This is a genomic window from Okeania sp. SIO2C9 (genome assembly GCF_010672455.1).
Taxonomy (GTDB): Bacteria; Cyanobacteriota; Cyanobacteriia; order Cyanobacteriales; family Microcoleaceae; genus Okeania.
Genome location: NZ_JAAHGO010000019.1, coordinates 118,832 through 132,030 on the forward strand (window position 1 = coordinate 118,832; position 13,199 = coordinate 132,030).

General features: G+C 37.1%; 9 protein-coding genes and 3 pseudogenes. 10 read left to right on the forward strand and 2 right to left on the reverse strand.

What is annotated here, in order from left to right:
* Window positions 1–141 precede the first annotated feature (141 nt).
* The 5 genes and pseudogenes from F6K23_RS17315 to F6K23_RS17335 form a co-directional block, all read left to right on the forward strand.
* A complete protein-coding gene (locus F6K23_RS17315) occupies window positions 142–681 on the forward strand; it encodes a PleD family two-component system response regulator (RefSeq protein WP_293157979.1) in 540 nt (179 codons plus the stop codon).
* Window positions 682–1,804: 1,123 nt separating this feature from the next.
* Window positions 1,805–2,887, forward strand: a complete 1,083-nt coding sequence (locus tag F6K23_RS17320) for a bifunctional heptose 7-phosphate kinase/heptose 1-phosphate adenyltransferase (RefSeq protein ID WP_293157982.1) — start codon at window positions 1,805–1,807, stop codon at window positions 2,885–2,887.
* 287 nt (window positions 2,888–3,174) lie between these two features.
* On the forward strand, window positions 3,175–3,303 hold the full coding sequence (locus tag F6K23_RS17325) for a hypothetical protein (RefSeq protein WP_293157985.1): 129 nt from the start codon (window positions 3,175–3,177) through the stop codon (window positions 3,301–3,303).
* 78 nt (window positions 3,304–3,381) lie between these two features.
* Window positions 3,382–4,057: pseudogene (locus F6K23_RS42875) on the forward strand (hypothetical protein); the annotation flags it as partial.
* Window positions 4,058–4,451: 394 nt separating this feature from the next.
* Window positions 4,452–4,659, forward strand: a pseudogene (locus F6K23_RS17335) (IS1 family transposase); the annotation flags it as partial.
* A gap of 499 nt (window positions 4,660–5,158) precedes the next feature.
* Here F6K23_RS17335 and F6K23_RS17340 read toward each other — a convergent pair.
* Window positions 5,159–6,234 (reverse strand): annotated as a pseudogene (locus tag F6K23_RS17340) (transposase).
* Window positions 6,235–6,552: 318 nt separating this feature from the next.
* Window positions 6,553–8,298: a sodium:solute symporter family protein gene (locus tag F6K23_RS17345; protein WP_293157991.1), complete on the reverse strand. Its 1,746-nt coding sequence runs from the start codon at window positions 8,296–8,298 to the stop codon at window positions 6,553–6,555.
* Window positions 8,299–9,064: 766 nt separating this feature from the next.
* Here F6K23_RS17345 and F6K23_RS17350 point away from each other — a divergent pair.
* The 5 genes from F6K23_RS17350 (at window position 9,065) to F6K23_RS17370 (ending at window position 13,192) form a co-directional block, all read left to right on the forward strand.
* Window positions 9,065–9,292, forward strand: coding sequence for a hypothetical protein (locus F6K23_RS17350; protein ID WP_293157994.1), 228 nt, complete (start codon window positions 9,065–9,067; stop codon window positions 9,290–9,292).
* Window positions 9,293–9,307: 15 nt separating this feature from the next.
* On the forward strand, window positions 9,308–10,561 hold the full coding sequence (locus tag F6K23_RS17355) for a hypothetical protein (RefSeq protein WP_293157997.1): 1,254 nt from the start codon (window positions 9,308–9,310) through the stop codon (window positions 10,559–10,561).
* 22 nt (window positions 10,562–10,583) lie between these two features.
* Window positions 10,584–12,461 carry a GTPase gene (locus F6K23_RS17360; RefSeq protein WP_293158000.1) on the forward strand — a complete coding sequence of 626 codons (1,878 nt, stop codon included), beginning with the start codon at window positions 10,584–10,586 and terminating at the stop codon, window positions 12,459–12,461.
* Window positions 12,462–12,563: 102 nt separating this feature from the next.
* On the forward strand, window positions 12,564–12,809 hold the full coding sequence (locus F6K23_RS17365; protein WP_293158003.1) for a type II toxin-antitoxin system Phd/YefM family antitoxin: 246 nt from the start codon (window positions 12,564–12,566) through the stop codon (window positions 12,807–12,809).
* Complete coding sequence (locus tag F6K23_RS17370) at window positions 12,806–13,192, forward strand: type II toxin-antitoxin system VapC family toxin (RefSeq protein WP_293158006.1); 387 nt, start codon at window positions 12,806–12,808, stop codon at window positions 13,190–13,192. Before F6K23_RS17365 ends, F6K23_RS17370 begins: the two co-directional genes overlap by 4 nt.
* Window positions 13,193–13,199: the final 7 nt, after the last annotated feature.

Consider the following 13,199-nt stretch of genomic DNA (forward strand, 5'->3'; position numbering starts at 1 on the left):
AGTTAAAAATAACAATTTTGTGCGCTTTTATATTAGAACAGATAAATGTAGAAGCCATGATTTAGCGATCTTTATGGCTGATTATAGGAATATAGATAAGATTAATTTGAAAACACTAACTCATAACTGGAGGAGCTAGTCGTGGCAGGACACAAAATTTTAGTTATTGATGATAGTAAAGTTATTAGGGTAAGAGTCAAAGAAATGCTTCCCAAAGGAAACTTTAATGTTATAGAGGCAAAGGACGGCCAAGAGGGACTGAAATTTATTATTAAGGAACGCCCTAACTTAATTATGTTGGACTTTCTACTACCAAAAGTTACGGGTTGGGAAGTGTTCCAAAAAATTCAATCCCAGCCTCAACTAAAGAAGATTCCATTGGTATTAATGTCAGGTCGTAAAGAAGAGGTAACAGATAAAATTCCTGAACCTTTTGAGAAACATTTTTTTGCTTTTCTAGAAAAACCTTTTGAGAAAAAAGAATTAACTGCAGCCATTAAATCTGCCTTTGATTTGGCCAAAAAACGCCCGAGTGAGCAAATGGAAGTTGCTGCTTTGGGGGGAAGTTCTGGCGATATTCAAGCGTTGCAAGCTCAAGTTAAGAAAATGCAAGCTGAAATTGCAGCTTTGAAAAAACAAATGGCTCAACTTGTGACTATTATCAAACAAAAGTTGAAGTAGTAAAATCAGTCATTAAACATTGGTTATTGATTATTCTGATATTTTTTTTCCCCTGGAATATTGATATATTCTGGGGATAATATCAAATCCGGTTGAACAACCTCACTTCAATTTAATAGTCAGTAGTCAGCAGAGGCAAACGGCCGTTTGCTGGTGCAGAGCTTCCGCTAACGCTCGTACAAGAATGATACACCCTGAAACGTTTAGTATTGCTAGAAATTTTACTATTCCCTATTGCCTATTCCATATTCCCTATTCTCTATGGGTATAAATTGGAGCTATGTGCAATTAAACGGACTTGATATAATTTATTAAGATTAGAGTTGTCGCTAAATAGAGGAAAAAATCGCTCGAACCTAGACAGAGCAATAATTCTAACCATTTTGAATTTATAATATCTAGAATCCTTACAGAACAAGGTTTTTGGGGATTTTTTAAGTTATAAAGCGACAAGTCTATTAAACATATCCGATAATCAAAAATAAAGTCAATTATCATTTTCTTTGTGGGTTTAATACCCCACCGTCAACGGGGGTGTTCAAAATTACTTGGGGGAGCGTAGACGCGGAGCGGCAGGTCGTTGACTATCCCCATGTAATTTTCCTCCTGTCTCCTGTCTCCTGTCTCCTGTCTCCTTCTTCAATGCACAGAAATTATCAATTATTTCCCCCTACTACCTACTCTCTCTTTTCTGGAGATATTTATTGGTCTGTACTTCAATAATTTGACTAATTTTTTCTCCCCAAATACCGGCGTTGCACAGTGACAAATGATTTTAGATTTTTGATGGAATTGGATTTTGGATTAGTCAATTGCTAGAATGATTAATATTAGGTTTTTTTTAGCCAAAGTCTAAACTAATTTTTGGCAATATCATTCCATAATGTGCAACCCCCAAATACCAGTTTGAAAAAAGAATATTATAAATACAACATGCGTTATGCTGCTAAATTATTTTAATATATATTTTGACTAAAAGAAAAGATTTGATTCCTCCTGACTACTGGCTACTGTACGTCGCCAATCCGACGGTTCCCCTAACTTACTACTAAAAACACCTTAAGCATTTGTAGCAAACATTTATAAAAATGGTATAACTCTTTGACTCAAAGAAAAACAAATTATGGTATTAGATTCAGAATTTCTTACTCAACTAAAAGCTGCTACACCTAGACTATTTGATTTACTCGCAGGTTTTTCTCAAGTTGAGGTTTTAGTGGTGGGAGATTTAACCCTAGATGAATTTATGACTGGTCAGGTGGAGCGCATTTCTCGTGAAGCACCTGTATTAATTCTGCGTCACGAAACTACGGAGCAAGTACCTGGTGGGGGAGCTAATGCGGTTTATAATTTTGCTAAGTTGGGCGCTCAAGTTAAGGTTGTAGGTTTGTTAGGAAAAGATGAGCAAGGTAAAGCACTGCGTCATATTTTTGAAACAGCTAAAGTTGATACTGCTGGAATTTTAGTCGATCCAAATCGCCCGACGGTAACTAAAACTAGAATTTCTGGTCATGCTCGTCAGTCTGTAACTCAACAAATTGTTAGGATAGATCGAAAATCTGACGATCTGCCAGAAGTTGATTTGCAATTGCAATTGGCAGAGTATATTCAACGACAAATTGCTACGGTAGATGCAGTAATTTGCTCAGACTATGGAGATGGTGTTTTGACGACACCAGTGATAGAGGCGGCTATATCTCATCCACAAAGAACTATAGTAGATACTCAGAAAGATTTACAACGTTACAAGGGTGCTACTCTATTTACTCCTAATCTTCCTGAAGCGGAGAAAGCAGTAGGATATGCTATTACTAATTCTGATACTCTATATCAGGCAGGGTCTGACTTATTGAGGTTAACAGATGCAGAGCAAATTTTGATTACTCGTGGCGACGAGGGGATGAGTTTGTTTGACCGCGTAAATACTTCTAATTATCCTTCACCTTCTTTTATTCTTTCTGGTACTGGTGATACTCCGATTTACTGTTGGCATATTCCAGCTTTTAACCGGACAGATGTTTTTGATGTTACTGGTGCTGGTGATACGGTTGTTGCTGCTTTGACTTTGGCTTTGAGTATGGGTGCTTCTAGTTGGGAGGCTTCTGTTTTAGGAAATTTGGCTGCTAGTCTGGTGGTGCGTATATTTGGCACTGCAACTACGACGGTTAATGAACTTAGGGAGGCTTTACAAGCACTGGTTAGTTAGGCTCAAGTTACTCTATTGTGAGGCTTGGATGAAGGTGACGATATAGCTGCCACACTTGCTACGCCAACGCAAAATCACCTCTATAGAGGAATGAACTAGAATTGTACTTTGTAAGTTTCCAGCTTACAATCAGTAATCATATCATGTCTGGTAGTATAGTTAGTGGGACTTATATAGAATCCGGGTAATTAGTTATCGTATTACTGAGGAGTAACGAGTAAGGAGTAACGAGTAAGGAGTAACGAGTAAGGAGTAACGAGTAATATCAAATCCAGTTGAATACTTAATTGTATTGTTGGGGGAGATGGGGAGATGGGGAGATGGGGAGATTGAATAATGAACATATACTATATAACCGGATTCTATATTACAGCGGTTTTCATTCCGCTAACGCCCCTACAGGGTTTTGGTTATGACAAAGATTTAATGGTTGTGCCTGTGCGAAAGTGTGGGAATGGTCATATAACTATTGTCCCTTAATACTTTTAATTCTTATGGAATATCCTCTATGTGGCCATCACAAAACTCGGGTATCATGGAAAGACGAGCAAAGGAAGTCAACGATATTATTGTCCTGAATGCTTGCAAACTTTTCCTTCGGAATGTTGCGCAAACAGTTACACCTTCGACACTCTATACTATCGTAGACAGGTTCAGCCTGAACAAATGCGGATGGTTTTGCAAGCTCATGTCGAGGGTAGTAGTTTAAGAGGAATTAGTCGAGAGCGTGAATCTGGCCTATAATACAGTAGTCAGTGTGGTGAGAGCAGCCTCTCAAAAAGGACAGATGATTCATAATGCCAATGTAGAAAATATCCAAACCTCACAGATTAGTAGTGATGAGTTTTGGTCATTTGTTCAAAAAAAGTGAGTGCTAATTGGTGGGGTCTCCCCAGAATGTAAGACGCACTCAAGACACAAAAAAACTGTCAGACAAATGAATTGATAGAAGGTGACTGTGGGATTGGTATGACCCAAGCTTGATCAAGTGGGCTAATTCTCACAGCAAGAGTTGGTAAACATACAGACCAGTTCATAGAAGAAGTTATCGTTAACACGGAAGGTAAAACAGACTGTAAACAATGGCATAGGGATGACTGGGGAGGATCTGAGCGAGTTCTCCCTCCAGAGGTAAATCATATTATAGGCAAGGAGCAAACGCAGCAGTTATATCATGTCCGGTTGAATAGTTATAAATAAAAATGGAGGAGTAATGAGTTATGAGTTATGAGTAATGAGTTATGAGGAGGGAATTTTAAGCTATAAATGAAGAGAAAGTTTTTTGATCACGCTCTGATCCGGACATGATATAATATCATGTTCCCCCTCCGGGGGAGCTACGCTAACGGTTGAATACTTATAAATAAATTTTGTGAGTCCTCAGGAGTCAACCCACCCCTAACCCCTCCCCTCCTGGGAGGGTAAGTCAGGAGTCAGGAGGAAAAAAAGGAGAAAAAAAGGAGAAAAATAGGAAATATTGGAGAATAGTATTGATAATTTCAGTATTTCTTTGGTACCGTCAGTCCTTAAATTTTATTTATAACTGACCCGTCCGAACATGATATTAGAGAGAAGCAATGGAATTTTCCGCCAGCAAACAGGTCGATGGCATCGCACCCCAGAATAAATTTGGGAAAGTCTGGGAACAAACTGAGATAACGGTAAGGTTAGTGGTTAGTTATTTCAATTGGATTTGGGTTCATAGTCGCAAGGAAAATACTGCTGCACAAAGAGCAGGGGTGGCGATCGCACCCTGGAGTGGGAATGATCTATTTACCGAAAAATTCTGGGTATGCGCCTCCCCTTTTAAGGGGATAAAAAAAGAGAATATTTCAGATTTCAAGCCTCCTTATTGCAGAGGTACTGATAACTGATAACTGATAACTGATAACTGAAATGACCTATCCCACACTTTGCACTCTGCACTACCAATTAATCATCATAACCCCCAGAGTTCTAATTTACTCTAGGGGTTATGGTGATGTTAAAATTTTCCCGAGTCAAAATATTACTATTGCTTGACTTATATCATGTCCGCTTAATTAGTGATAATACAGTTTTTAAGTGGTAGGTGGTAGGTGTAAATTTAAGAGGGAAGACTTGATAGGAGTAGAAATTTGGGATATTTCTTCAACATTGAGAGGAAAACATTTTTATTATACTCAGGACTTACGCAAAGACACTACATATAGCGCCTACTAATTTAGGCGATCGCTATGATTTTTTAAGCTATCGCCTAGCCTTGCTGATTCTATTCAATTCCATAAAAACTTAAACAACTGTCATTTTAATTGTCGGATATTTGAGTTCAGATACGCTTATATTTGGATAATAATTGATGTTTCAATTGATATATAGTTTTTCCCAGAATATTTGCTATTTTTTTCAAATGATTCCAGACTAACATCGCACAAGCAATATGATTTATTTGAATTTTTGCACGACGAAATTTGCAAAATTCAAGTCCTGTGAATTGCTTAATTTATCTGTGAAATTATTCTATTTTCCATCTAGTTTGTGACTCAAATTCTACGTCATCTGTAGAAGATTGCTTCAAGTCATTAGTGACAATATATTCTGTTCTGTTGGAGGAAACAGTAGCCCAAAACAATTTCACTGTCTTGAGTGCGTCTTACATTCTGAGGAAACCTCAGAATTACGCACTCGCTTTTTTGTCTCGTGGAAACCCCTTAATCTTGATAATTTTTCCCGTTCTTAATTCCGACTTACGACCTGTTAATTCTTCCAGTTTTTGATATTTTTTTACACCCCCAGTATCATCTACTAAACGATTAAAACGATTAATTTTTAACGGAAAATAGTAAGTTTTACCTAAATTATCTATTAAGGCCATGAGTCTTTTTGTTGCATACCTGCTATCCATTCATACTTTTTTTACTGGTATTTTCTTCTTGTTTGCCACATCAATCATCATTTCTGTTACATTATCTATTTTACTTTTTTCATCACTTTCTGGGTTATAAATACGATAATCTATTATCCATAATCGTTCTATTTGGGGATTAAAGTATAAGCAATTAACTATTCTTATTCCACGTACCACCTTATGTTCGTTACCACTATACTGACGCCGGACAATCTCAATTTTTTGAGAATATTTTTTATTAATAACTGTATCATCAAAAATTAAATAACCATCTTCAGTCTTTACAATTTCCTTCCGTACATTCTGCCACAAAATTTATGTTCCGTGTTTCAACACTGTTCAAATAACGATTAATTTGATCGTGGCTAACTTTTTCCAGATGCTCTGCAAGATTTGTGAGAGTGTAATTTTCCTGACTACTTATTAAATACTGACAATATTTTATATAGTTAAAGTCCATTAAAAATATTCAGAAAGAATTAATTTTATAGTTAATTAGTATACCATATAATTTACATAAATATCAATCAAATTTTTCAGTTGATAATAATTTTTTTGTGGTTCAGGCGATCGCCAAGGGGAACCTAGTTTTAGATCGCTAATGTACAGAGAGCCTTAAAGATTAACACTATATGTAGTGCCCTTGCGTAAGTCCTGATACTTAATCATCTGGACATGATATTACTGCTGATCGGTCTTTATGCCATCTCTAGCTTGCATTTCCGTCATCTCATCCATAGAATACAGTTTAACTGATAACCATGCTCCCAAAAGAATATTAATCCAACTCTTCCTCCCCAATATCCCTAATTGGAGCAGGTGCATCTAAAGGCGATCGCAACTCTCCCACCATCTCTTGTATTTCTAATGGTGGAGGAACTGTCATCCGAGACACTACCAAAGTCACAACAAAATTCAATAACATTCCTACTGTACCGATACCCTGATCGGACAAACCCAAAAACCATGTCGGCATTCCATAGAATCTTACACCAATGATATAGATACTTGTAAACACCAAACCTACTATCATACCACTTATTGCTCCTTCCCGGTTAGTGCGTTTGTCAAACACTCCCAAAATAATTGCTGGAAAAAAAGTAGCAGCAGCGACACCAACTCCCAAAGTTGCTATCTCAATCACAAAACCAGGGGGGTTAATGCCGAAATAACCAGCAAAGGCGATCGCCAATACTACCATTATTCTGCCCAACATTAATCTTTGTGACTCTGATGCTTCTGGGTTAATGAGGCGGTAATAAATATCGTGGGCAATGACACTAGAAATTACTAATAACAAACCCGATGCTGTAGACAAAGCAGCAGCTAATCCTCCTGCTGCCACTAATGCTATTACCCAAGGAGCTAGTTTTGCTACTTCTGGAGTAGAGAGAGTAATAATATCCGGGTCAAGAATGATTTCATTAGTCTCTGTATCTGGGGTAAATTGCAAACGACCGTCGTTATTTTTATCGGTGAATTCTAACAAACCTGTATTTTGCCATTTTGTCGCCCAGTCTAACTGTTGCACCTCCTCTATAGTTTTGTTGTGTAAATTATCAATTAAGTTGTATCGCGCAGAAGCAGCTAAAGCAGGAACAGTTGTGGAAAAAATAGCAATAAATAATAACGCCCAAGCTACAGAATATCTAGCTGCTGTCACATTAGGCACAGTATAGAACCGAACAATAACGTGGGGTAAACTAGCAAGACCCACCATGCCGGAAATAGTTATGAATAGAACATCCAACATAGTTTTTTGGGTGAAGGCAGCAGTATATTCTGGAAAACCTAAGTCAACCTGAACTTGATTCAGTTTTTCGACAATATCGCCAAAGGTAAAAGCTAATTCTGGAACCGGAATATTTGTCAGAATATTACAAATGGCAATAGCTGGTGTTAAGTAAGCAACAATAAGTATAAAGTATTGGGCAACTTGAGTCCAAGTAATGCCTTTCATTCCTCCTAATATCGCGAAGAAGGCAACTATAACCATACCGATGACTACACCAACTTCAATGGGGACTTGCAAAAATCGACTGAAGACAATACCAACACCCCGCATTTGTCCGACAACAAAAGTTATGGATATAATGAGGGCAGCAATAACCGCAACGATACGAGCAATATTAGAGTAGTAGCGATCGCCTATAAAATCTGGTAAGGTATATTTGCCAAACTTACGCAGATATGGGGCAAGGAGCAATCCCAAGAGTATGTAACCTCCTGTTGCTGCTGCTACATAATAAGAACCATCATAACCTAAAATTGACACTGCTCCTGCTATAGAAATAAATGAAACTGCAGACATAAAGTCCGCTGCTGTGGCAGCACCATTAGCAATTGCAGGAACACCTCGATCAGCGACGAAAAATCCTTTACTATCCTGGACTCGCGATCGCCATCCAATGTATAGGTAGAGCATCAAGGAAATTGTTACGAAGATAAATGTCCAAGTTTCTGTGGAAGAAGGAAGAAGCAAGAAGGAAGAGGGAAGAAGGGAAAGGGAAGAGGGAATAAACATTTAACAAAAAGTAAAAGAAATAAGAAGAGTAGGGACGTTCCATGGAACGTTCCTACAACATATTACAGCATATTAAGAAAGCGTCTCAATCCAGTAGGTTGCGTTAGCGTTTGCCTAGCTCTCCATTTGAGCTTTGCTTTACTCTCTCTGTAATATTCCCTGACTACAGGTGGCACACTGTAAAGATTTTCTTGTTTTTCGATGAGGGAACGCCGACACAAAGATTGTAATGTTAAGTTTTATTTTACCCCACATTTCCAAATAATTCCCAACATTTTCCAACAGTTCCCGATATTCATTCGGGTCATCGCCTGGAAAATTCCCGATAGTAAGTAGGCTTGTTGGTATCGGCAAAATAAAAAATTTGTGTTAACATAGAGGCCAACGAAACCGGAAAAGAGATGTGGGAGAGGTTGTTCAGAGGTGTAGTTGCTGCTGCCTATCTATTATGTGTCTATTACGGTGGAGTGAATTAAATTGAAAACTCATATAAATGACCAAATACTTACCTGGAAAAAAAATCTTCTTTGGACATCTTGTAGATGGAATTAGGGATATTTTTTGGGTAACTTGATCGGCAATAATTTCAGCCGAAACTATGGGGACAAATAATGAAAACTTAATTGAGTATCGAGATCATATTCAACAACAAATGCAAATGGCTCAAATGCAATTACAAGCTGTAATGCAACAAAGAGCCTGAGAAGTTCAAGCCGAACAAAGTAATCGTAATCCAATCTAATAAGTCAATTTTTCGAGTTCAACTATGACAAGTAACCTAAATAATTCTCTTAACGCTCTTACTGATGAGCTTAAACGTCATCGCCGCCGAGCCAGCAATTACGGTAGTTCCGATGATTCATCAAATTACTCTCAGGAAGCCGATGGCTATTATGAACATGATTACGACGATTGTGAAGACCTCGACAACGATGGTATCTGCGATGATTCTGACGATGATTTTGATGGTGACGACGACTGTGATTGTGATTGACTAGGAGCAATAATTATGGCATTTCCGTTGGTTTTCGCTGCGATTGGTGGCTTTATTACGATGACTGCTAGTAGAGTTATTTCTGTCGTTGCAGGAAGAAAATTAGCAGAAAAATCAAGACCAAAACCAGTCATTGCACCTCTTAAAAAAGATGAACGATCGCGTAAAGCTGAAGCTGATTATTTTCGAGCTAAAAGTGAACGTGAGCAAGAGTTAGTTAATATCCAAGCCGATCTTGCCAAAATGCGAGAAGTAGAGGTTTTAGCTAATATTGAAATTGCCAAAGCTGAAGCTGAAAGAGAAGAGCGAACCCTGGTAATTTCAGAGAAAAATTTACAACTCAGAAAACAAGAATTAGAGTTAGCAAAAACTCGATTAAAACAGGATATAAAGCTCGCTGAAGGTCAAAGACAACAAGCAGAAAAAGCTTTACAACTAAGAGAAAGAGAACTTGAGTTAATGGCTGAAGACTTGAACGAAAGGCGTAAACTCAGTTATCTCAATCTTGAGCTTCAGCGTGAACAGGAAGCTAATCAAATCGCTCTCAAACTAACTGAAATTCAATCCAATTGGGATCGAGAAAATTGGGCAGGAATTATCAGTCGTGAGGAAATGCAAAGATTATTAATTGAAGCACAGAAACAACATCGTTTAGTGATGATGATTTCGCCTCCTGATATTAGTGATTGTCCAGAATTTAATACTAATCTGCAAAAAGAAGTCAGAAGCGAAGTAAAGGAGTTTCTGGAGCAACATTATCCTCTAAATAATGATACTTGTCCGGTGGAATATTACGGTAAATTTTTCAAAACTGCCATCTTTGATGCGGAGGTAAAACAATTAGAATCAGACTTATCCCCAGTTCCCACAGTGGTAATTTACAGTGATATTACTGACCATAAAATTTATTTTCATGTCACGTTTTGGGGATTAGAAAATCCCTTATCACTAACATTACCTTGGCACTGGAAAGCTGAACAACAAAAATTAATTGAACAGGGATTAACTTCCGAAGATAGTATGATTACTATTCGGCAATCAATCATCAAAATTCATCAATTATTGGCTGCTTTTTTAGCTGATTTGTACTATCTGAATATTAATCCATTACATCAACCCCGTTTACTAGAAATGGAAACGGATATTCCTCCAGAATGGATGCAAACTAATTTAGGGATACTTAAAGAAATTCAACAACAGAAATTAGCTGAGTATCAACAAGAGTTAGAAAAACCCAAGTTTGAACCCATCCAAAGATTTGTCTATTAATCTAAACAAGGAGTAAAAAATTATGTCTAATAATCCTTTGCAAAATCTCAAAATGCTGTTTCAAAATCGTCCTGAAGTTCTCAGAATGTTAGATGCAAGAGAACTTGATTTATCAGGTTTAGAATCTGAGGCTTATATTCGAGAGCAAAAGAAAAGAAAATTGTACCCTGAACCTGTTAATTTTTATGCAACAGGTCGTACAGGAGCAGGTAAAACATCACTGGGGAATACCTTATTGGATACGGGAACAGGCAAACCTCCTATGGAATCTCATGGTCATCAAGATTGTACCAGTAGCGTTCAGTATTTTCAACTTGCTAGTAATTTACGCTATTTTGACTTACCTGGTGCAGGAAGTAATGAAGAGTTTGAGAATATCAATCGTGCGGCATTAGTAATTGAACAAATTACAGATGAAGACGAAGAAATATCCCCTGTTAGTCAATTTAAGGTTTTAGATTTCTCTGAATATGAAACTAAAGGAATTAAGGAAGAAGTTGTTGGGGTTGACAACTGGCAATCTAGTAACAATCAAAAATTTGTTAGTGCTGATATTATTCTCTATGTAGTTGCTCCTCATATGCTGTTTACTCGTGATGATAAACGGTATTTGAGAGCATTACTAAAGTCTCAAACACAACACCATCGAAATCAGAATATTATCTTTGCTCTCAATATCCACCGAACTCCAGATGGTCAATTAAAACCCACACCACAAAATCTGGCAGATGCTCGTAAAATTATTACGGAAATTTATCAGAAGTTTTACCCTAACACAATTCCTCCTATCGTTGAAATAGACTCTTTAACCGGGACAGGAATTAGTCAGATTACCGAGTTCATTTGTCAGATTTTGCCATCAGAAAAAATTGGCAATATGCAGCAGGTACTCAAAGATGAGTTAAAAGAATTTGCTAAGAAAGAACGCAGTTACCGTTATCGGCAAACCTTAATTTATATTGCTAGTCGTTTAGCAACTGAACGAGTAGATACACCTTTCGGTAAAGGGATTTTGAATGAAGCTTATGCTGCGGTTTGTGATTACGGGATTAGTGTATTTTTAGAAGAAGATGCTCGTGCTGAAATGGAAAAGGAACTTTATCAATTAGTAGATGAGTTGGCGTCTCAAACTAAAACATCTCGTGCTAAAGCCATTGAAACAATGGTTGATGTTGTTAAGTACAAAAAAGAATCGGAAGAAATAATTGCAGGTTGGGATAAGGTATATGAAGATGTAGAAGTGCCAGATGTTGAAATAGATTATCGAGAAAAAACACAATCAAGAGTTGAAACTGTTGATGCTGGGCGATCTCCAGGTCGCATTGCTGGGGGTGCTGCGGTTGGTGGATTAGCAGGCGCAGGAGCAACTGCTCTTGGTTTAGCTGGTGCTGCTGCGGCTGGTATAGCAACAGGTGGACTAGCACTGTTACCTATTTTGGGTACTATGATGGCTGGTGGTGCATTAGCAGGTGGTGCAATGGGGGGGAAGAAGCAAAAAAAACAAATTACTGTCAATGAGGATGTTATAGAACCTGTAGTCAAAAAAGTTACCAAAATAGAAAAGCGTTTAGATGATATGAAACCCCGTAAAGAAAAGATATTTAAAGACGTTCCCTACACGGTTCAAAAACTCAAAAAAGTTGGTGAAAAATTTATTCAAGGTGGTTATCCTGTTGTTGAAAACTTATTAGCTATTGGTTTAGGAATTGAAAGTGCTAATTCCTCTGCTGATTTGCAAAATAATTTTAACTTTGAAGATGCAGTTAAGTTAGGTCAACAACAAATACAAGCTACTTTGAGTCGTTATCGAGACAAAATCAATCAATTAGCAGAAAGTAACGATCCTGATGTAGCAGAAGCACAAATCATCAAAATTTTAGAAGGTTCTTTGATCAAATAATCTTTTATTAAATGGGGTAGCTAATACCTACTCCATTTCAAAAAAAAATATTTACTTGAATAAATTTTTTCAATTATCCATAATGCCATAAAAACTAACGCCATGATTACTCTAAACATAGATGAGATTCAAAACAATTTATCAGAATTTATCAAACTGATTCAAGAAGGTAATAGCTTAATCATTACTCAAGCAGATCAACCTATTGCTGAAATTAAACCAATACCAACAAAAACACCTCAAAAAGAACGCCGCCCTATTGGTTTATGTGAAGGTGAATTTATTGTACCTGATGATTTTAACGAACCCCTTCCTGAAGAAATTATTGACCTATTTACCAATCCATGAACATACTCTTAGATACTCATATTTTTCTGTGGTTTATTACTAATAATAAACGACTAGCAGACAAATATTATGATGCTATTAGTAATCAAGATAACGAGATTTATCTCAGTGTAGTTTCTGTTTGGGAAGCAACAATTAAATATCAATTAGGAAAATTACCATTACCAGAATCTCCTGAAATTTACCTTCCCCAACAACGTGAAATACATCTAATTTATAGCTTATCTATTGCTGAAACTACGATTACTCAATTAGCTAAATTACCGCCCTTACATAATGATCCTTTTGATCGTCTTTTACTCTGTCAATCTTTAGAGCATGATTTAATCATCATTACAGAAGATCAAGCCATTCTCTCCTATCCAATGGTAAAGTTTTTCTAAAAATTAG

What these genes read in the sequence shown, in the direction of transcription:
- F6K23_RS17360 (WP_293158000.1), top strand. Translation starts at nt 10,584, where the DNA reads ATGTCTAATAATCCTTTGCAAAATCTCAAAATGCTGTTTCAAAATCGT.
- F6K23_RS17320 (WP_293157982.1), top strand. Translation starts at nt 1,805, where the DNA reads ATGGTATTAGATTCAGAATTTCTTACTCAACTAAAAGCTGCTACACCT.
- F6K23_RS17355 (WP_293157997.1), top strand. Translation starts at nt 9,308, where the DNA reads ATGGCATTTCCGTTGGTTTTCGCTGCGATTGGTGGCTTTATTACGATG.
- F6K23_RS17345 (WP_293157991.1), bottom strand. Translation starts at nt 8,298, where the DNA reads ATGTTTATTCCCTCTTCCCTTTCCCTTCTTCCCTCTTCCTTCTTGCTT.
- F6K23_RS17350 (WP_293157994.1), top strand. Translation starts at nt 9,065, where the DNA reads ATGACAAGTAACCTAAATAATTCTCTTAACGCTCTTACTGATGAGCTT.
- F6K23_RS17370 (WP_293158006.1), top strand. Translation starts at nt 12,806, where the DNA reads ATGAACATACTCTTAGATACTCATATTTTTCTGTGGTTTATTACTAAT.
- F6K23_RS17365 (WP_293158003.1), top strand. Translation starts at nt 12,564, where the DNA reads ATGATTACTCTAAACATAGATGAGATTCAAAACAATTTATCAGAATTT.